The organism is Pseudomonas arcuscaelestis (assembly GCF_016881005.1).
GTDB lineage: Bacteria > Pseudomonadota > Gammaproteobacteria > Pseudomonadales > Pseudomonadaceae > Aquipseudomonas > Aquipseudomonas arcuscaelestis.
Window position 1 is genome coordinate 118,787 of the sequence record NZ_JACOPV010000004.1, and the last position, 20,274, is coordinate 139,060.

At 54.3% G+C, this 20,274-nt stretch carries 20 protein-coding genes and 2 pseudogenes; 16 read left to right on the forward strand and 6 right to left on the reverse strand.

The window, feature by feature from the left end:
- The first annotated feature begins 8 nt into the window (after window positions 1–8).
- Entirely contained in the window at window positions 9–2,288 is a 2,280-nt protein-coding gene (gene ptsP / locus H8F21_RS06900; protein WP_203481005.1) for a phosphoenolpyruvate--protein phosphotransferase, read from the forward strand.
- 32 nt (window positions 2,289–2,320) lie between these two features.
- Here the strand turns inward: ptsP and H8F21_RS06905 are convergent, their stop codons facing one another.
- The gene (locus tag H8F21_RS06905) at window positions 2,321–3,067 is read right to left on the reverse strand and encodes an NRDE family protein (RefSeq protein WP_203481003.1); all 747 of its coding nucleotides are present in this window, start codon (window positions 3,065–3,067) and stop codon (window positions 2,321–2,323) included.
- A 129-nt stretch (window positions 3,068–3,196) separates the two neighbouring features.
- On the opposite strand from H8F21_RS06905, the gene H8F21_RS06910 reads away from it, so the two are divergent.
- The 10 genes and pseudogenes from H8F21_RS06910 to H8F21_RS06955 all read left to right on the forward strand — a co-directional run bounded on the left by H8F21_RS06910 (window position 3,197) and on the right by H8F21_RS06955 (window position 13,920).
- Window positions 3,197–3,979, forward strand: coding sequence for a sulfite exporter TauE/SafE family protein (locus H8F21_RS06910; protein WP_203480994.1), 783 nt, complete (start codon window positions 3,197–3,199; stop codon window positions 3,977–3,979).
- 14 nt (window positions 3,980–3,993) lie between these two features.
- The gene (lgt, locus tag H8F21_RS06915) at window positions 3,994–4,803 is read left to right on the forward strand and encodes a prolipoprotein diacylglyceryl transferase (protein WP_203480992.1); all 810 of its coding nucleotides are present in this window, start codon (window positions 3,994–3,996) and stop codon (window positions 4,801–4,803) included.
- A 47-nt stretch (window positions 4,804–4,850) separates the two neighbouring features.
- Window positions 4,851–5,510: pseudogene (gene thyA, locus H8F21_RS06920) on the forward strand (thymidylate synthase); the annotation flags it as partial.
- A 132-nt stretch (window positions 5,511–5,642) separates the two neighbouring features.
- Window positions 5,643–6,875: a tyrosine-type recombinase/integrase gene (locus H8F21_RS06925; RefSeq protein ID WP_279923731.1), complete on the forward strand. Its 1,233-nt coding sequence runs from the start codon at window positions 5,643–5,645 to the stop codon at window positions 6,873–6,875.
- Window positions 6,872–9,247, forward strand: a complete 2,376-nt coding sequence (locus H8F21_RS06930; protein ID WP_105753627.1) for a tyrosine-type recombinase/integrase — start codon at window positions 6,872–6,874, stop codon at window positions 9,245–9,247. Before H8F21_RS06925 ends, H8F21_RS06930 begins: the two co-directional genes overlap by 4 nt.
- A complete protein-coding gene (locus H8F21_RS06935; RefSeq protein WP_169918538.1) occupies window positions 9,247–11,340 on the forward strand; it encodes a tyrosine-type recombinase/integrase in 2,094 nt (697 codons plus the stop codon). The genes H8F21_RS06930 and H8F21_RS06935 overlap by 1 nt, the downstream gene beginning before the upstream one ends.
- Window position 11,341: 1 nt before the next feature.
- Window positions 11,342–11,854, forward strand: coding sequence for a hypothetical protein (locus tag H8F21_RS06940; RefSeq protein ID WP_105753629.1), 513 nt, complete (start codon window positions 11,342–11,344; stop codon window positions 11,852–11,854).
- Window positions 11,851–12,684, forward strand: coding sequence for a thymidylate synthase (locus H8F21_RS06945; RefSeq protein WP_106115691.1), 834 nt, complete (start codon window positions 11,851–11,853; stop codon window positions 12,682–12,684). Before H8F21_RS06940 ends, H8F21_RS06945 begins: the two co-directional genes overlap by 4 nt.
- Window positions 12,685–12,889: 205 nt before the next feature.
- Window positions 12,890–13,486 carry a hypothetical protein gene (locus tag H8F21_RS06950; RefSeq protein WP_232251858.1) on the forward strand — a complete coding sequence of 199 codons (597 nt, stop codon included), beginning with the start codon at window positions 12,890–12,892 and terminating at the stop codon, window positions 13,484–13,486.
- Complete coding sequence (locus H8F21_RS06955) at window positions 13,486–13,920, forward strand: hypothetical protein (protein WP_106115692.1); 435 nt, start codon at window positions 13,486–13,488, stop codon at window positions 13,918–13,920. The genes H8F21_RS06950 and H8F21_RS06955 overlap by 1 nt, the downstream gene beginning before the upstream one ends.
- A 15-nt stretch (window positions 13,921–13,935) precedes the next feature.
- On the opposite strand, the gene H8F21_RS29525 is transcribed toward H8F21_RS06955, so the two are convergent.
- The 3 genes from H8F21_RS29525 to H8F21_RS06965 all read right to left on the reverse strand — a co-directional run bounded on the left by H8F21_RS29525 (window position 13,936) and on the right by H8F21_RS06965 (window position 15,418).
- Complete coding sequence (locus H8F21_RS29525; protein WP_106115693.1) at window positions 13,936–14,142, reverse strand: hypothetical protein; 207 nt, start codon at window positions 14,140–14,142, stop codon at window positions 13,936–13,938.
- A 13-nt stretch (window positions 14,143–14,155) separates the two neighbouring features.
- The gene (locus H8F21_RS06960) at window positions 14,156–14,563 is read right to left on the reverse strand and encodes a hypothetical protein (protein WP_106115694.1); all 408 of its coding nucleotides are present in this window, start codon (window positions 14,561–14,563) and stop codon (window positions 14,156–14,158) included.
- A 246-nt stretch (window positions 14,564–14,809) separates the two neighbouring features.
- Window positions 14,810–15,418: a hypothetical protein gene (locus tag H8F21_RS06965; RefSeq protein WP_146118199.1), complete on the reverse strand. Its 609-nt coding sequence runs from the start codon at window positions 15,416–15,418 to the stop codon at window positions 14,810–14,812.
- Window positions 15,419–15,748: 330 nt separating this feature from the next.
- On the opposite strand from H8F21_RS06965, the gene H8F21_RS06970 reads away from it, so the two are divergent.
- On the forward strand, window positions 15,749–16,216 hold the full coding sequence (locus H8F21_RS06970; protein ID WP_106115695.1) for a helix-turn-helix domain-containing protein: 468 nt from the start codon (window positions 15,749–15,751) through the stop codon (window positions 16,214–16,216).
- Window positions 16,217–16,297: 81 nt separating this feature from the next.
- A pseudogene (locus H8F21_RS06975) lies at window positions 16,298–16,432 on the forward strand (histidine phosphatase family protein); the annotation flags it as partial.
- Between the two features lie 84 nt (window positions 16,433–16,516).
- Here the strand turns inward: H8F21_RS06975 and H8F21_RS06980 are convergent.
- A complete protein-coding gene (locus H8F21_RS06980) occupies window positions 16,517–17,143 on the reverse strand; it encodes a hypothetical protein (protein WP_232251859.1) in 627 nt (208 codons plus the stop codon).
- A 317-nt stretch (window positions 17,144–17,460) separates the two neighbouring features.
- Here H8F21_RS06980 and H8F21_RS06985 point away from each other — a divergent pair, with 317 nt between their 5' ends.
- Window positions 17,461–18,252, forward strand: a complete 792-nt coding sequence (locus H8F21_RS06985) for a DUF4238 domain-containing protein (protein ID WP_106115696.1) — start codon at window positions 17,461–17,463, stop codon at window positions 18,250–18,252.
- The gene (locus H8F21_RS06990; RefSeq protein WP_178110585.1) at window positions 18,182–19,180 is read left to right on the forward strand and encodes a DUF6602 domain-containing protein; all 999 of its coding nucleotides are present in this window, start codon (window positions 18,182–18,184) and stop codon (window positions 19,178–19,180) included. The genes H8F21_RS06985 and H8F21_RS06990 overlap by 71 nt, the downstream gene beginning before the upstream one ends.
- 57 nt (window positions 19,181–19,237) lie before the next feature.
- Here the strand turns inward: H8F21_RS06990 and H8F21_RS06995 are convergent, their stop codons facing one another.
- A complete protein-coding gene (locus H8F21_RS06995; protein WP_106115712.1) occupies window positions 19,238–19,693 on the reverse strand; it encodes a helix-turn-helix transcriptional regulator in 456 nt (151 codons plus the stop codon).
- 159 nt (window positions 19,694–19,852) lie between these two features.
- Between H8F21_RS06995 and H8F21_RS07000 the strand changes: the two genes are divergently transcribed.
- The gene (locus H8F21_RS07000) at window positions 19,853–20,248 is read left to right on the forward strand and encodes a DUF6957 family protein (protein ID WP_106115697.1); all 396 of its coding nucleotides are present in this window, start codon (window positions 19,853–19,855) and stop codon (window positions 20,246–20,248) included.
- Window positions 20,249–20,274: the final 26 nt, after the last annotated feature.

A 20,274-nucleotide genomic window follows, 5' to 3' on the forward strand; every position in this document is an offset into this window, starting at 1 on the left:
CCCGAGCCATGCTCAATACGCTGCGCAAGATCGTCCAGGAAGTTAACTCCGCCAAGGATCTCAAGACGGCGTTGGGGATCATTGTGTTGCGCGTCAAAGAAGCCATGGGCAGTCAGGTCTGTTCGGTGTACCTGCTCGACCCCGAAACCAATCGTTTCGTGTTGATGGCTACCGAGGGCTTGAACAAGCGCTCTATCGGCAAAGTCAGCATGGCCCCCAACGAGGGCCTGGTCGGTCTGGTCGGCACGCGTGAAGAGCCGCTCAACCTGGAGAACGCCGCCGACCACCCGCGTTATCGCTACTTCGCCGAAACCGGTGAAGAGCGGTTTGCCTCGTTCCTCGGTGCACCGATCATCCACCACCGGCGTGTGGTTGGGGTTCTGGTCATTCAGCAAAAAGAGCGGCGTCAGTTCGATGAGGGTGAAGAAGCCTTCCTGGTAACCATGAGCGCGCAGTTGGCTGGGGTTATTGCCCATGCCGAAGCCACCGGCTCTATCCGCGGCCTGGGTCGTCAGGGCAAGGGTATTCAGGAAGCAAAGTTTGTTGGTGTGCCCGGTTCGCCCGGCGCCGCCGTGGGCAAGGCGGTGGTCATGCTGCCGCCGGCCGATCTGGACGTAGTGCCGGACAAGACCGTCGAAGATATCGACGCCGAACTCAAGCTCTTCAATAACGCCCTGGAAGGGGTACGCGCCGATATGCGCAACCTCTCCGCCAAACTTGCCACACAATTGCGCCCGGAAGAGCGTGCGTTGTTCGACGTCTACCTGATGATGCTCGAAGACGCGGCCCTGGGCGGCGAAGTGGTGCAGGTGATCAAGACCGGCCAATGGGCCCAGGGCGCTTTGCGCCAAGTGGTGGGCGAGCACGTCAACCGCTTTGAATTGATGGACGACGCCTACCTGCGCGAGAGGGCTTCCGATGTGAAGGATCTGGGCCGGCGTCTGCTGGCCTACCTCCAGGAAGCAAGGCAGCAGACGCTGGTCTATCCCGACAACACCATTCTTATCAGTGAAGAACTGACCCCGGCGATGCTTGGCGAAGTGCCAGAAGGCAAGCTGGTGGGCCTGGTCTCGGTACTGGGTTCGGGTAACTCCCATGTGGCGATCCTGGCCCGGGCCATGGGTATCCCAACGGTAATGGGCCTGGTCGACCTGCCGTATTCGAAGGTCGACGGCATCGACATGATCGTCGATGGCTACAAGGGCGATGTCTACACCAACCCCAGCGACGTGCTGCGCAAGCAGTATGCCGAAGTCGTCGAAGAAGAACGCCAGCTTGCCCAGGGCCTCGATGCCTTGCGCGAACTGCCGTGCATTACCCTCGACGGGCACCGCATGCCGCTCTGGGTGAATACCGGCCTGCTCGCCGATGTGGCCCGCGCCCAGCAGCGTGGCGCCGAGGGGGTCGGCCTGTACCGTACCGAAGTGCCGTTCATGATCAACCAGCGCTTCCCCAGTGAAAAAGAGCAGCTGGCGATTTACCGCGAGCAACTCGCCGCCTTCCATCCTTTGCCGGTGACCATGCGTAGCCTGGACATCGGTGGCGACAAGGCACTTTCCTATTTCCCGATCAAGGAAGACAACCCCTTCCTTGGCTGGCGGGGTATCCGGGTAACCCTGGATCACCCGGAAATCTTCCTGGTGCAGACCCGCGCCATGCTCAAGGCCAGTGAAGGCTTGAACAACCTGCGCATTCTGCTGCCGATGATTTCCGGCATTCATGAGCTCGAAGAAGCCCTGCACCTAATCCACCGCGCCTGGGGTGAAGTGCGTGATGAAGGCACTGACGTGCCCATGCCGCCTGTAGGGGTAATGATCGAGATTCCGGCTGCGGTGTATCAGACCCGTGAGCTGGCCCGCCAGGTGGACTTTCTCTCCGTCGGCTCCAACGACCTGACTCAGTACCTGCTGGCGGTAGACCGTAACAACCCGCGCGTTGCCGACCTTTACGACTATCTGCACCCTGCGGTGCTGCAAGCCTTGCAGTCTGTGGTGCGCGATGCTCATGCCGAAGGCAAGCCTGTGAGTATCTGTGGCGAAATGGCCGGTGATCCGGCGGCTGCAGTGCTGCTCATGGCGATGGGCTTTGACAGCTTGTCGATGAACGCCACCAACCTGCCGAAGGTCAAGTGGATGCTGCGCCAGGTCAGCATGAGTAAATCCAAGGAATTGCTGGCCCAGGCCATGGGTATCGACAACCCGCAAGTTATCCACAGTTCGTTGCAACTGGCCCTGAAAAATCTGGGGCTGGCTCGGATGATCAATCCGGGATCCGCGAAGAGTCTTTGAGATTTAATCGCGGGGCGAGCCCCGCGATAGCATCAAATCTGCAGATCCACCTCTCCCAGATGCCCTCCAAACGGCCCGAAACTGCGTTCGACCAGGCGCCGCCGACCGTCCGCCCCGACAATCAACACCGTGCTGGCCCGCGTCCCGTAGTTCTGGCTGGCAATGAACACGCTCGACAGTAAACGCTCGGTGCCGAGCCCTACACCGGTTTCCGGCAGATCACTGTCCGCTGCTTGCGCGCTGTCGCCAAGCAATGCCAGCAGTTGCTCGGGTTGTGGATCAGCAAGGTGCTGCTGCAAGCCAGCACGCGCCTTGATCAGCTTCGGCCAGGCCGTGTCCAGCCCGGCGTTGGACAAACCGTAGACGCCGCCGTCCAGCAGTTGTACCTGCGCCTCACGAGCGTTGAGGTAGCCCAACGTGGTGCTATCGCCGACCAGCAGATTGAACCCCGAGTACTGCTGGCTGCGGCTGGCAACCTGATCCAGGTAGGCCTCAACGCCCAGCTCTGCGCGCAGGAAGGCTGCTACCAGCTCTCCCCTGGAGCGTGTGCCCAGGGCTGCCTGTGGGTCGCGAATATTGGTCAACGCGGCAAAACGCCCAGTTGGACCGACGCCCAGCCAGGTGCCGCCGGCTTCCAGATCGCGTCCGGCATACACTCCCGGCGCATCGTCCCAGGCGGCCAGCATGCGGCTGGGGCGGGCGTAGAACTCATCGCGGTTGGCCGCGACGATCAGCGGCTGGTCATGCCCAGGTCGCCAGGCGAAGACGATCAAGCACATAGGTTGTCCTCTGTGTTTTTGTTCACTCTACCGATAGCGCCTGCGCTGATCCATCGTCCAAATGTGTCTTCACTAGAGCCACAGGCCTCCCTTCCGTTACCATGCCGGACTGAATTGACGGGGGCGACAATGGAATTCGTACTCTATTTACTGCTGGGAGCCTGTGCGGGCGTGTTGGCCGGGCTGTTTGGGGTGGGCGGCGGCATCATCATCGTACCGGTGCTGGTGTTCAGTTTCACGCTTCAGGGTTTCGATGCCTCGGTGCTGACTCACCTGGCCGTGGGTACTTCGCTGGCAACCATTGTCTTCACCTCGATCAATGCCATACGCGAGCATCATCGCAAGGGTGCGGTGCAGTGGCCGATTTTCGTCTGGATGACACTGGGAATCCTGGTCGGCGCCGGTATTGGGGCCAAGACAGCTTCGCTGATCCAGGGGCCGATGCTGCAGAAGATCATTGGTGTGTTCGCCTTGGTGATCGCCGTGCAAATGGCCCTGGACCTCAAGCCCAAGGCCAGTCGCGGTGTTCCCGGCAAGGCCGGACTCACCGCTGCCGGTAGCGTGGTTGGCTGGGCGTCGGCGATTTTCGGTATTGGCGGTGGTTCATTGACCGTGCCGTTTCTTACCTGGCGAAGCCTGCCCATGCAGCAAGCTGTGGCAACCTCGTCGGCCTGTGGTTTTCCGATTGCAGTGGCCAGCGCCCTGAGTTTTATCTGGTTGGGCTGGCACGACCCGCACCTGCCCGCGCATAGCCTGGGCTTTGTCTACCTGCCCGCACTGCTCGGGATCGCCCTGACCAGTATGTTTTTTGCCCGCTTCGGCGCGCGTCTGGCGCACAAACTGTCGCCACGCTTGCTCAAGCGGCTGTTCGCCGCGCTGCTGTTCTGCGTCGGCCTAAGCTTTTTGCTTTAACGAGAGGAGTCACCATGCTGCCTTACCCGCAGATTGATCCCGTGGCCGTTGCCCTGGGACCGCTGAAAATCCATTGGTATGGGTTGATGTACCTGATCGGCATCGGCGGCGCCTGGCTGCTGGCCTCGCGTCGGTTGAACCGTTTCGATCCGACCTGGAACCGCGAAAAGCTTTCGGACCTGGTGTTCTGGCTGTCCATGGGCGTGATCGTCGGTGGGCGCCTGGGCTACGTGCTGTTCTACGACCTGAACGCCTACCTCGCCAACCCGGCCTTGATCTTCGAAGTGTGGAAGGGCGGCATGTCGTTCCACGGTGGCTTTATCGGCGTGATGCTTGCCGCCTTGTGGTTCGGCAAGCGCAACAACAAATCATTCTTCGAACTCATGGACTTCGTCGCGCCGCTGGTGCCGATTGGCCTTGGAGCAGGGCGTATCGGCAACTTCATCAATGCCGAACTGTGGGGCAAGGCGACCGATGTGCCGTGGGCCATGGTCTTTCCGCCATTCAGTGATCCGGCGCAGTTGCCGCGTCACCCGTCGCAGCTCTACCAGTTCGCCCTGGAAGGTGTGGCATTATTCCTGATCCTTTGGCTGTACTCGCGCAAGCCGCGCCCGACCATGGCCGTATCCGGCATGTTCGCGCTGTTCTACGGGATCTTCCGCTTCATCGTGGAATTCGTGCGGGTACCCGATGCCCAGCTTGGCTACATTGCCTTCGGCTGGTTGACCATGGGTCAGTTGCTCTGCGTGCCGATGATTGTCGGTGGCATCTTCCTGATCTGGTGGGCCTACAACCGTAAACCCACGGCCAAGGCCGCCGTTTGATTTTCCACGGCAGGGCAATCCCCTGCCGTCTTTGCTACAGGTAAGCCATGAAACAGTATCTAGATCTGGTCCGTGACGTCATCGAAAACGGCACCCTGCAGGGTAACCGTACCGGTATCCGCACTATCAGCCTACCCGGCGCCATGCTGCGCTTCGACCTGCAGAAAGGCTTTCCGGCCATTACCACCCGCAAGCTGGCGTTCAAGTCGGCGGTCGGTGAAATGGTCGGCTTCCTGCGTGGCGTGAAGAATGCCGGTGAGTTCCGTGAACTGGGCTGCAAGGTCTGGGATCAGAACGCCAACGAAAACGCTCAATGGCTGGCCAACCCGTTCCGCCAGGGGCATGACGACCTCGGCGAGATCTACGGTGTGCAATGGCGCCAATGGCCGGCCTACAAACGTATCCCGCTGAGCAACCCTGCAGCCATCGAACTGGCGCAGAGCCAGGGCTTCCAGAAAATCGCCGAATCTGAAGAAGACGGCGAAGCCTTTGTGGTGCTGTACAAGGCCATCGACCAGATTCGCCAGTGCATCGACACCATCCATAAGGATCCAGGCAGCCGCCGCATTCTGTTCCATGGCTGGAACTGCGCCCAGCTGGATGAAATGGCCTTGCCACCGTGCCACTTGCTGTACCAGTTCCACCCGAACGTGGAGACCAAGGAAATTTCCCTGACCCTCTACATTCGTTCCAACGACCTGGGCCTTTTATCGGACGTAGGAAAAAGCGCACAGTACGTGTTCCTAGCCTAAAAAATTTGTCTTTCATGCGACTTCATCTTGACCTTGACAAGCTGCACATTCTGCATAGGATGGGCGGCCTTCAAAAAGGGGTAGTCGGTGAAGGTTGTAGTCAAAGAGAAGCAGTTGCTCGACCTGGGTGGGTCGATGCTCAACGAGGATGGGCCTACAGTGGCAGACCAGGTGTCTGTGACTGCGGTGGGGCTGTTCGATTCAGAAGAGAGGTTAGTCCCGCTTGTAAGCGAGTACCTGACCTACGCAGTACGCAGTGCCAACCTAGCGGCCCTGTCCGCCGAGACGTACGGGCGTAACATTGGTTACCTTCTCGAGCACATGAAAGGCACGCCTACTTTCAAAAGCTCGTCCTATGACGAAATACTTCTTGCCGTAAGTAAGCACAACATTCAGCGCTACTATTCCCACTTGCGCGAAGTTGATAGTTTGACCTCAACTACTATCCGTAACAGGGATGCTTGTTATATGGCCCTGTTCAACGATTTCTTGTGTGTTGCAGGTAAACAACGATCTGCTGTGCGGGAGGACAATCCTTATGCCGGTGGATTTCTTTCGCCGCCTCCGAAGAAAGATTTGGTATATCCCTGTTCCATGCGGGAGCTCAAAGCGCTTATTGAGTATGCCAGTAGCGAGAGGGAGCGTTGCCTAATCCAAACTATCTTTGATGTGGGCTTGCGTCGAAGTGAAGTTGGTAGGGTCACCCTAGGGGCCGTGAATAAGGCTTTGGGGTTCGCTCAAGCTAACTTTGTTCCAGATGACGCACTTGATTGGGTGCATCCTGATTATTGCCCGCTGTATATTGATGGAAGCAAGGGGCGTGGTAAGGAGTTCAAACCGCGATACTCAATCGTGAGTCGAGCTGTGCTCGAGCGTATTAAGCGTTACCACGCTTCTCCTTTATTCAAGAAGCACGCTCGCCGTTACGAAAGTGCGGATGTAACTCCCTGCTTCTTCAATTCAGAGGGACGACCTTTCAATCCTGACGCTATTAGCAAACTGCTTGAGCGACTTTCTAAGCGTGCCGTTAAGAGCAAGCGACTTGAGCGTATGGTCTCGCCACATAAGCTTCGTCATGGCCATGCGTATGCGATTTTGATTAGCCCAGACTTTGGCGATAACTACCTCGACAAACTTCTAATGGCGCAGAAATCCCTCGGCCACGAAGACGCATCCACGACAGGGATTTATACCAGGTTGCCACAGGATATTTTTCATCTGGTTTGCCCGAACACGGGAGAAGTTTCGACCAAGGCAAAAAGCATGGCGGATCTTGCTGCGCAGACGACATTGAAGATCAGGTTGGGAGATAAGAAATGAATATTTCAGTACGTGCAGTTGAAAGTGGCAAGATCATCAGGTGGCTTAGAGAGCTGGAAGAAAATCCGCTCAATTACTACCAAGTCGAGCTCGCCGACGATTCCAGTGGGAAGTACGCTCCACTCATGCTGAGTGAGTCCTATATTGCTAGTAAGGATCTCGATCCATCAATCGAGATGTTCGAGCTTGCAGAGCAGAAACTCATCCTTAACATGCTCATTGATGGTGTTATTCACCAGGGAGAAACCGCTGCTGGCTGCAACTGGCGTTTGAAGTTGTTGGGCTGGTACAAGTCTCTTTCCCAAGAAGAAAAGCTCGAGTTGCCCATTTACGGCAACAAACTTAGTCTCACAAAGGCTGTTGAGCCGATTGTGGGGCTTGAGTCGATCAAGCATGGCTTCAGTCAGTATGAAGGCGTCCGTCTTGCGTACGATGAAATCAATCTGGATCTTCAATTCCTGGGCGTGGCCTCAACGGATTACATGACCGTTAAGGAACGAATTGAGTCCAAGGAAGAGTTTGTGCCGCAGGAGAGTGCTCTTGTGGATTTCAAACGCCTCAAAATGCTTGATTTCGCTACCTTGGACGACCTCGAGAAATCTTCTGAAGATAGGCCATTCAACGATCTGAAACATGCGTTTGCGACCGCTTCTCTGGGGACTACCAGCGACTCAGGAGCTAGCAATTACCATGAGGGGTTTAGATGGTTCACCAAGCTCCTTGTTGGGCGTGGCTTCAGGGGAATGGAGCCGCTGACTGAGTTTCTTGATCCATTTATCCTCCCTCTGTTTCGCTCGTACCTTGAGCGGCAGATTGTTGCGGGTGACCTTTCTCCAGTCTCCGCCAATACCTTGATTAGCGCCGCCCGGATCACCTTGACGACCATTAAAAACATCAAAGGTTACACGGGATCAGATTTCATCAACTGCCAAGGATTCGATGCTGACCGCGTCACTGATCAGTACCGTCCCTATTCGAGCGCCGAGCGTGTTCGTATTTCTGAGAGCGTTGAAGAGGATATCCTGCACTACAACACCCTTTCTCAGCCGTATCAGAAGAGCGGCATTGGTGAGGATCCTCTCTGCAAGGATGGGCGCTTGAAGCCAGGCCTCAACACCCTCGACAGTGCTCGTTGGATTTTTGAGAACAAGCTGAGCTGTTCTCATGCTGGCTACGATCAGAAGGATAGTGACGATCCTTATGTTTTAGGTTTTCTTCGACTCGTTAAGCGTTCTGGCGTCAGCCTGCGGGAGGTGGTGGAAGGTTGGGGTGCTCACTACCGAATCGATTCGACCGTTATTGCTCCGTATGCCATTAAGCTCGCCCAAGTCACCGGGTTGAACGCTGACTCAATCAAGCTTCTTGATGTGGATGATTATGAGCCTAGGCACCCGCTTACCGGTCGCCCCTGCCTGAGGTACTGGAAAGAGCGCTCCGAGGGTGGAAAGGTGATGCACCTTGATATTTTTGAGGCTGATATCACCTGGCTTACCACTGCTCAATCCAGGGCTGTTGCCAAAGTGTTTGAAGACGTTAAAGCACTGACAGCTTCGCTGCGCGAGTCTGCTCCCGAGGCCGTGCGCGACAAGCTATTCATCTGGCAGTCCAGTGCGCGGATCAGCTTTCTTGAGATCAAATCTTTTGCAACTGCGAAGGACGGGGCCTTGGGGGTAGTCTTCGCAGCATATTCTAAGCGTAAAGCCCTACTGGACAGCTCTGGTCAGCCGTTGAGCCTTTCGCCTTCCCGGCTGCGCCCTAGCTTCATCAGCGAACTGGTGGAGCGGGACGTACCCGTCCGCGAGATCCAGCTGATTTTGGGCCACAAACATATCGAGACTACCCTAGCCTACCTGGATCGTATGGACTTCAACCACATCGCACGCTCCAAACTGGATGTGGCGCTCAGGGAACTCCATGAGTCGGCAGCCGAGGCGTTTGATCAGGGCCCGAACAAGGATGCTGAGGCCAACCTGATCGACGTCGTGAATCTCGATGGGCCTCAGGTAGTTTTCAAAACGCCGCTGGCGAGCTGTCGTAATATTTTCAACCCGCCAGAGTTCATCAAAAAACTGAGTACCTATGTACCTGGTAGCCCATGTGCGCTGTACAACATGTGCCTAGGATGTGAGAACGTTTTGCTCACTGCGTCTAGTTTGCCGGAGCTGTTCGCGATGGAGCGGGACTACCTTAAGCTTATGGAGGTATCTCGGATCATGGACACACCCTATGGCCGCGTAGTGCGCGAAAACTTGGCTCTGTTGGATGGCATCCTCAACTCAAACTCTGATTTTACTCCTAAGGAATTGGCCGAAGGCCGTCGTCTTTCCGAGTTTGTAGATACAACTGTGCTGGTTGATGGGGTGGGGATGTGATGATGGAACAAACGAATTTCTCCACCCTGTTAACGTTTTCGAAGTTTCGCTTTAGCTTGTTTTTGCTACAGGGAGCGGCTATTGCTTCTGAAGAAGAGAGCGAGCAGCAGGAAGCCTTGGCTTTTCTGGCCTATCTCAATGCCTTGCAGGTATCTGAACTCTCTGAATTCCTGGACGGGGTCTGGGACTTCAATGCGGATTACCCAAATGCATCCCGTTATATTCGTGGATCCAAGCTTCGGATTGATTTTACGAAGTACCCCAACATTCCAGAGTTGGCGATCCTTGAGCTTAAAGCTGCGTTCATGATCATTCTCAAGGCGCTGAGTGGAGTTCCAGCGGAGGGTCAATCCGTCAGTGCAAACAAGAAACCGCCAAAGCCCAATTCGTTGATCACTGACTATGAGTGCGGGCTTCGGTTTTTGGATAAGGTTTATTCCGTCGCTGCTATTGAACTTGGAAAAGAGCACGTTGATCGTGAGCTGATCTCAATTCAATGTTTATCTGCGCATTTTTATGCAGCAGCTGCGGAGGATTTTGATTATGTATACGATGGGAACACTGAAAAGCTTTTCAAGCTACTAAAGTCAGGCTATCTGCAAGCGAACGTGTTCGGTGCAAACCTACCACTCGTGGACTTTACCAAGTTAAAGTGGAAAGTCCTTGGTGGTAAACATCGCCCTGCAAAGGATGCTGAAAAAAAGTCCCAAGTATTACCAAACACCGTCTTCGAAATTTCATCTCAAATGGCCTCGCTATCCATTGTCGACTTTTTGGATGCTATGGGTGAGAACGTAATTGATACTGCCAGCCTCAAACGCCGCAACGCAAAAGATTATTTTCCTGCGCAAATGAATGGGTTGAACCCGCTGAAATTTAACCTGTATGTCTATAATCGGCTGGTGAATAAGGGCTTCTCGAAGGAGGAAGCCTCTAGGTTATTGGACAGTGATGTCATGGGTTCAAGCAACCTGTTCTCGATGAATGCTAACTATGCGGTTAGGCAATATGCAAAAATCACCGGCTCGCCATTTAATGATGAATTCAGGTTGTATATGAATTTCGTCAACTATTCGTGCCTCTACATTATTGGCCAGTACACAGGGATGCGTCCGTCTGAATATGCAGAGCTGCTCGCTAGTTCTAGCCTTCGCCCTGATGGCCGCTACTGGGTGTTGGCAAGCAATGTGAGCAAGCACCAGGACAATCTTGTTGAGTTGTTTGATGATTTTTGGCTCGCCATCCCCATTGTTCGTGATGCTGTTCGGGTGTGTCAGTTAATCAGTAAATACAAGAACAACGACTATATCTTTTCGAATGTGGATACGGTCGCTTTTGGGGAGCAAGGGAAGCCATTTTCTGCCGGCGCAACCAAGCTCACACTGGAAAAATTTTTCGAGCGTATCTTGCCGCCGGAGACTTTTGAGGAGCTTGACTTCAACGCCTACATGATGCGCCATACCTTGGCTTATCAGCTTTATCGTGCCGACTTGGGTCTGCCGTTTATCTCTCACCAGCTTAAGCACTTCGGTGAGATCGTAGGTGTGGGGCATTCAGATCGCGGGTTTAGTAAGACCACCCTGCTCTATGGCGAGATTGCCGACCGAATATCCAAGGGTGGTGGTGCCCGGAAGACGAAAGGTAGGTCGCTTCGTCAGGATGCGGAAATTGAAAGCATTCAACAGCGCTTCGACCCTGACGGCAGCTACGCAGGCGTGAATGCTGAGGCCCATAGGGAAAGCCTCAGGAAGGTTTTCCGAGGTTACATGGCCTCTGGGCACACCAAGGACGATATTTTTGAGGCTATGCTCGACCAGCACATTGCGGTTATCAACGTGGGCTCTGGCTTCTGTTATGGTGGCGGCGCGGATGAGTTCGACAGTTCCCTACCTTGCATTGGCGGGCTTCGTTGTAACCCTAACCGTTGCCAGAATGCCATCGTCAGCAAGGCCAACGCGCCGGCTTGGCGAGACGTTTATTACCAGAACAAGGCGATGCTCGGCAATCCAGCGTATGCACACACACATGCGCAGAACAAAGCCGCGATGGAGGAAGCTTATGGCGTCCTTCAGTTGCTGGAAGAGGAGCTCTGAGATGTCTGATCCACGGGCATTCGATCAGAAGAATAAAGAAGATTTTGATCAGTACACAGAGTTGTTGGCCGAAGCGCTTCTTAATATCGCAGCGGACGACTCTATGAAGGCGACTGTTGCTGAGCTTAGCCGTATGACTGGTATGCATCGCAATACTATCCGCATGCGTGTTTGGCCTTTGGAGCGCCTTGAAATTATCAAGGAGAATCGCCGAATCGAATTTTTGCGCAAGAAGGTCTCAAACAAGAAGCCAGTTGATCCTCTTGTAGTGCTTACTGATAAGTTGGAAGCTGCTAGGGTCGAGGTTCTTCACTGGTTTACGGAGGCTAAAATAGCTGACGATGCTGCTCAGACTAATGAGCAGAAGTATCAAGATATGATTGGTTCAAGAGATACCTATAAAAGCCTTTTGGCTGATGCCAACAAGCGGCTCTTGGACTCTCAAAAAGAAATTGATAAACTCAAGCAAGTGATCAGTATCCTGGAAGCAGCCCAGGCGGAGAAAATTGCATGAAAAGCTATCTGGACTTACTGACTGATGTTCTTGAGAATGGTGCGGTCAAAGGTGACCGAACCGGCACCGGTACTATTAGTGTCTTTGGGAGGCAGTATCGACACGACCTGTCGAAAGGCTTTCCTTTGCTTACAACGAAGAAGTTGCACTTTAAAAGTATTGTTAATGAGCTTATTTGGTTTCTTGGCGGCGATACTAACGTTAAATGGCTCAATGAGAATGGCGTTAAGATTTGGAACGAGTGGGCCACCGAAGAAGGTGGCCTCGGGCCAGTCTACGGCAAGCAGTGGACTGCTTGGCCAACCAAGGATGGCGGGACGATCAATCAGATCGACTACGTCGTTAATGCCCTGAAGACCAACCCGAATAGTCGGCGAATCCTGTTCCATGGTTGGAACGTGGAATACCTGCCGGACGAGAAGGTGAGCCCTCAGGAAAATGCCCGTCAAGGCAAGATGGCGCTGCCTCCGTGCCACCTGCTTTATCAATTCTATGTCGTGGATAATAAGCTGTCAGCGCACCTGTTCATTCGGTCGTCAGATAGCTTCTTGGGGCTCCCATACAACACGGCATCCCTGGCGTGCCTGACGCACATGCTCGCCCAACAGTGCGACCTCGACGTTGGTGAGATCGTAATTTCGCTCAGCGATGTCCATATCTATTCCAACCACATGGAGCAAGTGAAGACTCAGATCGCACGTGCGCCACGTCAGTTGCCTGAGCTGAAGTTGCTTCGTAAGCCAGCATCCATCTACGACTACAAGTTCGAAGACTTCGAGGTGGTGGGCTACGATCCGCACCCGCATATCTCTGCACCTGTATCAGTCTGATCTTCAGCGACACCCAGTGAAATGACCGGCCTCATGGCCGGTTTTTTTACGCCCGCTCGATGAGATATCCCCGGTGCTCGATGCCTGGAGGCTGATCCCGGATCAACTCTGATGGAGAGCCTCGCCGACCTACGGTTCCTCAATATGGCTGGCTGTAAAGCCTGACTTTTGTGGTGGCGAGTGAAGTCCATTCGGAGGTTGCCGTATGATCGCAGTAACTACAGCCGCAACCTCTCCCGAGGATAATGCCTTGAAGCTCCTCACAGGACTCTGGAACCTTATCAATCCCGACCGCCGTTCGGAGTCGGAGAAAACGCGAGAGCGTGACTTCATCGCTGCTGCGAACAGCCTCAAAACCCTCAAGGTGACGCCCGAAGGCGGCATGTCCATCGACCCTCAAGAGTTTCGCGAACAGATAATCACAGCACGCGAAGAGCTGAAACATCTGGTTCACAAGCCAGGAGCTCCTAACGCGCCGTTGAAGGTAATCACCGACTTCGAGGTGGCACAGGAGTCGGATCCGTTTGTAGAGCCTCGACAGGGCGTCCTGGACTGTATTGAGGTGGTTGCCTGGCGTCGGTTACCCAGCGGTGCAGCTGTACGCTACACGTGCCTGAAGTGCGTGAGCACAAGTCGATTCGTTGTCGCGGCAACTAGCCTGTTCTCTGGGGGGACTGAAAGTCTTCCGCCTTGGGTTGACGGCAATATAAACAGGCAAGTCGCTAGCGCCTTCCAGAACACAGAGTTCCACTGGTACGCGACTGTGGGTGAGGCGATGGATGCCTGGGACGCAGCGCTTTGATGTCCCTACAAAACAGAAAGGCTCGTCCGGTTCCGCTTGAGCAGTACGAAGATTACGGTGACATCCCGCCAGAGGGAATGGATCTAGAAGAGGTGGAACTCATCTGGTGGACAGTCGCGCCTAGGCTGAGCAAAAAGGAACTACGAAAACGGCTGAAAATCGTCGCTGACGGCTATCGTGATGCCGGTCGCTTCCGGTACGCGGCAGTTTCAGATGCTCAAGGGCGCGGTCGTTACCCTCGGGGCGTCATCAACGTTCTTAAGCAGGTGCTGAAGCCACGTGGGTTGATGCCTCTGGACACGGCTGATGATGTCCTTTATGTCCAGGTTGAGATCTGGCATCTGTGCATCTCAAAAGCACTTGAATGGTGCCCCCCGAATGCACTTCCTAGAAAGCTTCGCGGTATAAAGGTTGAGGCTGATCTGGGGTTGTAAGCGGCGTAGTTCGGCTCACTGGCAATAAGGCCCCCACGTAGGTGGGTTTTCGACGATATCGATTGAGGTGCTGAGCTCGTACTGCATGTGTTCGAAGACTCTATCGAGACTTGGATGCGCTTTAGACTTTCGCAATGCGCTCACTAGCTCCAGCAGCTCCCGTCCCTGGGCCACCGGCATCTGAATGTCGCAATACACAGTGTCATCGTCGTCTTGTGCCATGCCTGTAGCCCCCTCAATCTATTACAGGTTTGTTTCTCACGGCTCTATGCTGCTCCAGGTGCCGCATCTCTGCTTCCCACCTAGCCAGGAATTTATCCCAGTCCGTGGCGTAAGGCCCTTCGACCACCCGTGTCGAACCGATGCTCGCCTGCTGGAAACGCTCCCTCCATGGCTGAGGAATGGTTATTTCCAAGACGATATCGATGCCGCAGTTGTGATGCTGCACCGGGACAGAGGCACGAACTTCATTGAGTTCGAGTGACTCACCCATTGTAGGCGTGCCGCTTCGCTGCTGGTCGTCGAGGTCATCAAGGATGGCTAAGGCGTCAGCTGCCTCGGGGTCACCTGGAAGGAATCTGGCAATCTCCCATAGCGCTCTCCGCCTAGTGCGCTCAAGCTTTCGGAGTTCATCGTGGGTCATTTCAGTCTCTTTCAGGTCGGTTGAAGCTGGGCTGCGGTAGTGGCGTGCCGCCGCTGGCGGAGGGCTGTCGTGAACCGAACCGTGGCAAGCCACGTTTCGGCCCTACGGGCTTTCATCCTCACGCCTTCAGCCGTGCCGGCTTGCGCGCTCCGCTCGCACCCACTACTGGCGCTGCAGATGGGGTGGAGGGCAAACCAACGCGTCCTTGAAGCACATACAAGGGGCACCTATGCGCCACATGCTGCATTATTTATGGAGTTTACTGAATCGCTCAATGACGACACTTGGCGCAGTAGCAGGCCACGCTTCGAGATTCCCAGTTTTACGTATGAAATTCACGGCGCAACTCAAGAAGAACAGGACAGGAAGCATCGCAACGAGCAAAGCCAAGTCGTGTATATGTCCGAATGCTTCGGGAATATTATCGGCTTTAGCGGCCATCGGCATGATGGCTACAGCCCAGGTGAGAATATAAGTAAGTGCATAAGCGAGGATTGCACCGAAGGCCATCATTCCCGGCACAGTGAAGCGGAGTTTTGTTACGGACTTGATACTGCCGCCAGCTGGCTTAATCGCGTAAATTATCCCTTTGTTCTTCACTTTATCCTTTGACTTTTTGAAGATGCCATAAAACTCCCAGTGCCGTCCTTTCTCAATCTCCTCGAAAAGGGAAATAGGGACGATTATGTTAGGAATTACGACGCCGTCAATCTTCATAATAACTTCAATATCGTCACTGTTTTGCTTGAAGACACGAATATCTTCAAGGTTCCCAGACATTTTTAGACAATCTACAAACATATTTTCTAAATCTCCTATTAGAAAAATTACTCCGTGCATTACTGCAGGCAACATGAATGCGCAGGGCACTCAGAGTCGCCTAAATCACATCGGGCTTTTGCTGTCGGTGCTGAAACACTCAGGAAACACAGCTCCGAGTCTTAGTTCATCCAACTCGCCTATCGCTTCCGCTCCTTAGTCTTCGATGTGAACAGAGGCGTCGTTCTGTCTCCGCGCCCACAAACACTAAAGCCCTCCTGTGCTCCACCCCCATCAGGCAAACCCGACCTAGCAGTGCCCGAGCAGAGACATGCAATTTGGTTGTGCGCCACGATAATATCAGTATGCTCTGTTTATCGGAATGCACATCGCATGGCTCTATCCTCGCTTTTGAGGATCCGACTCATGCATCTGAAAGAAGCGCTGGCAGGGGCATTGCGCGGAGCTCGAGCCCACCAGGGGCTGAACTACGACGAACTGGCAGGGGCAACCCATAGGACGTATGTCGGTATGCTAGAGCAGGCACGAGCGAATCCGACGCTGGAGAAGCTCGATGAAATCGCTGACCACCTCGGTCTCGATCTGCTGACCATGGTCACCCTAGCCATAGCGGCCCAAGGTGAGGAACTCCCTTCGGAGGTTTTGCAACGTACTGCCTTGCAAATCAGGGAATTCGAGATGTCCGGAGGGTGGCAGTTGGTAGAGGAGCAATTCAGTGATGGAAAGCTCATCAAGCGCTCCCAGGGTAAGCCTAAGCAGCCGCTTAATGCGGATTACATTCGAGCCTTGAAAGCGCAAGGTTTCGACAGGAAAACAATCGCTGAAAAGCTAGGCATTGCCAGAAGCACAGTCCAAAAATATTGGAATACATAAGTCTGCAGAACATCAGCGATCCCTTCTCGAGGCTGCGGTGTATTCTTAGGCGAGGGTAGACACTGGGCAGGCATCTAGTTGATGAAGCACGTCAGGCTGATCCGTCACGCAGAAAGTGCCGCAAACGCTGGTGAAGCTAGTCTGGATCACGCGACCACTCCTCTAACGCCGAAGGGAGATGAACAAGCGCACCTTGTGGCACGTTCCTTCACCTACGTCAGTCCCTGAGGAACCTCAAGTGGAGGTAAATCGACGCGTAGCAGGCAGAGCTTATCCGTCCGGGCATCACGCCTCGCGTGATTAGTCGCCAGGTTGACCTTGCTCCATCTCTCCAATCCAGCTGTACGTACCGTTTAGCCAAACGAACACACTGTTGAGTACCTCACGCAAGTGGCGGATATTGATGTGGGTAACATCCGGGAGGTGGTCTTTACCACTGTTGGTCGTCGCGTACCGAAATGCCATCGAGTCTGGGTCAACGTCGTCCAACTGACGAATGAACTCGTGAACAGCAGTAGCGTTGGCGTCTGAGCGCTCTAGACCCAAGTCCTTGAGCAGATGACGCAATTCCGACCACAGAGGCATCAACGGATGCTTGTCGTAGTTCTTGGGCTCTTTGCCTGTCAGAGCGCGAGCACTCTTTAGCATCAGCTTGAACTGCAGCTCCAGGGAGTGGCGGTATAGAAAGAGCAAAGGGTAAATGCCGCTATCCAAAGGCACCTGACGATTTGCCATAGCCTCTACGAGACCGTCAGCGGCATCTTTGTATGCAAAAGCATAGAGGTCGGCGCGAAAGTGAGACCAGTTCAGCATCGCGTTGTACTGCCAATCCTCACCCTGGATAAACAGCTTCTGGCCGGAGAAGTCTGCCGGCCACTGGATGTCCTCTAGCTGCGGGTCGAGCATCGGTAGCGATTCGTCATCCATATCATCTCCTCACGTTGGCCAGTCCATGGTTTAGAACTTTACGAATCCGCGTTGGCTACCGGCAACCAATAAATTGCTTTTGCCTACCGATACGCAGCAATCCTGCCGAGGGCCCGCTCGAGCGTCCAATCGCGGCTTCGTCCTGCTCACGACCTAACTGTCGTCGAAACCGGTGTAGTCTGGGAGGCAGCTGAATCCAAGTGATTGGAGATGCCGCTGGTCGGGTTTTATCTGGGAGTTTACTTCATACCGTTGTCATAATGCCCCGCCATGAGTGCTCGCGGCTAAAGCCTGCATAAAGACATGAGGATGACGTCGTGACCTACGAACCTACTCAGAAGGGCAATCCCCATCGCCTTACTGTCAAGCAGCACACATTCCCCAAAACAAGCATTGCCCGTTTCGCTGGGCAGAAAGGCAACGTTGAGCTGTTCCTCAAATCCCTAGACAGGGTCATCCAGGCGAAGCCGTCTAATGAGATTTTCTGTGCTGAAAGGGCTTGGGATCAGCAGGCGGAATCGGGTTTCATGAAAAAGGTCGAAGACGACTTTCAGGCTCTTGCTGGTCGGATTCTTGATGATGACCTAGTGTCGTTCAAAGAGGCCGACTTAACAGTCATCAATGAGTTCTATTGTCTGTGGAATATTCGCGCAATTCACAAGCAGGACAGGGTTGAGGATCAGTCCATTTACATGGAGAATTTTCTCGGACTGTCACGTGTGTACACCAAGGATGAGCAAGAGCAGCTGGAAAAAGAAGGCATCAGCACCATCCAAGGCGACTTCAAGATAGCCGGCAGATTCTTGGCTAGTCCGAGTATCAGGCTGCATGTAGCCCAAGCAGCGAAGGCTATGGGAGACTCAAACTGGAATATCCTGCGTGCCATGGAGGGGGAGTTCATCGTGCCGGACAATGCTAAGCGTATGTCAATGTTGCCCCTCAGTCCTACGGCATGCCTGTGGTACGGGCCTACTAAGCCTGTTGCCGCCGTTGAGCTGCTGTCCATTGGGGAGGTGGCGTGGATCAACGAAGCTGCTATTGAAGCCAGTACAGACTATTTCTTTGCTCGTGATCTTTCCCGGTGCCCTGTTGGTGCTGCATTCGGATAGGTTAGCCACGGCGGGATCGCATACAGACGCAAGGCACATCGATATTCCTGCTTCGGATTGCCCCCTGAGCGAGTTTCAGGACGTACTGAGCCGCGCCGGAGTGTCGTTTCATGATTGGTATTCCAGACGCTTCCAGCGCGACCACAGGATGTTTTCCGTTTTGAGCAAATACTTCGATCATTTGACCCAGCAGCTCCACAGCAAGATTCAGCAAGCAAAGGTCTACATCACCAAACACAACCCCACGACCGGCGCCTTGGCTGAAGCGGTGCTGCGAGAATTCCTCCAGGAGCACCTACCTCGCGGGGTAAGTGTTGAGGAGGGCTTCATCATCAGCCCCGATGGTTGGCTGTCAAAGCAGTGCGACATCATCATTTACGATTCGCACCGATTCGCGCCTTTTTACCGAGCGGGCCAGTTGGTCGTCGTCCCCACTGAGGCCGTGCTTGCGGTGATCGAGGTGAAAACCTCAATCAACAAGAAAGGGTTTAACGATGTGATCAGATATTTCCAATCATTCGAGGCTTTCAGCTGGAAGTTTCGCACCTACCTTTTCATGTTCAACGCGCCTACATTGGGTAGGATCAACGCATGGTTCCATTCCTATCCGCATCCAGGACATCACAAAGAATTCGACCATGACACTTATCAGGTGTTGCCGGATGAAATCATCGGTCTTGACTCCTCGTACCAACTGAGGAAGGAATACGTCATTCACGATAGGGACGGCGCAGGGTACATGTCGTATTTCTACCTGGATCAGCAAGGAACTGCGATCAGCGCTCTAGAGCTATTTTTCCTGTCGGTCAACGGTGTCGTTGAAGCCCATCTTCAAGCGCACACATCGAAGAAGCTGACGCCGAGAGAGCAGTATCATCCTCACCGGGCTTTGACCAGTATCTCAGCCATCGACCTGTTTCCGATGTGACCAAGCCGAGCGTAAATACCCTCAGCCTAAGCCACGTAGCAGGCGCTAATCTTGTGGCTAACCATCTACGTGCCACAGTCGCCCAACGGTGCTTGTCGGCAACCCCAGCTTCCGGGAAACCTCCATTTGGGTAAGCCCCGCCGCTCTCAGCTCGCGAATCGCCTTGAGCTTTTCTTCCGCAGTAATCTTTCTGGGTGGAGTGAGCTTTTGAGGTTCGTCAGGAAGCACCTCGTCTAAAACCCCCAGCTTTTCCAATTCTGCGAGCGTGTCCTTCAAGGCCGCGCGTGCAGTCTTGCCATCATGGGCGGCAGCCACAAGCGTGAGAAACGACAGTGGTGTTACACCCAGTGCCTGAGCTAGATCGGCGCTAAGGTCGACGCTGGCTGACACCGTCGATGCCTCCAAGCGGCTGATGTGACCCTGATCGGTTTGGGTTTGGAGGTCTGCTTGCGATAAGCCCCGCCTAATTCTTAGCCACTGCAACGTTGCTGCGTATGCCTTGCGCAAAGACATCCAGGCAGTCCTCTTCAAAAAGAAGACGGTATGCCGGGTTTGATCGTTCCCACTCAAATGTATATAGTCATTGTCGTGGGAATTCTCGATTTGCCATGGGGGGGCTACCCCCCGTGACTCGCTCTGAATTCTTCTCATCGCCATGAGGATCATCAATTTATGGGAAATTATCCTGAGCACGAACTGCTGCAGGATGGCCAGGCTTCCTCAGCTGGCACGTCGCTGTCGCCTGCCGAGATAGAGGCATTAGTGGCTGAGCGCTTTCCCCGCAAGGCGTACTGCACAGTCGAAGATTGGCTCATCCTCCACGTGGACGAACCTGCTGAGTCGCTTGCCCGAGTTCGTGCAACAGGCCTTGAGCCGATGTTCATGTACTCGCATTGCGTCATCTACGACGGGCACGGACGGTTCCCACCTGGAGGGTGGGTGCGCTCGACCCTATGCAAATCATTCGATGGTGTTTGCCTGTTCGAGACGCGAAACACGATCTATGTGCTGGTGGGTCAGGGACGCGAGATGAAGGCCTCGCTGAAGACAATATTCGGCTTATGTTAATTGCAGGTGCGCTGAGCGGGCCTGCT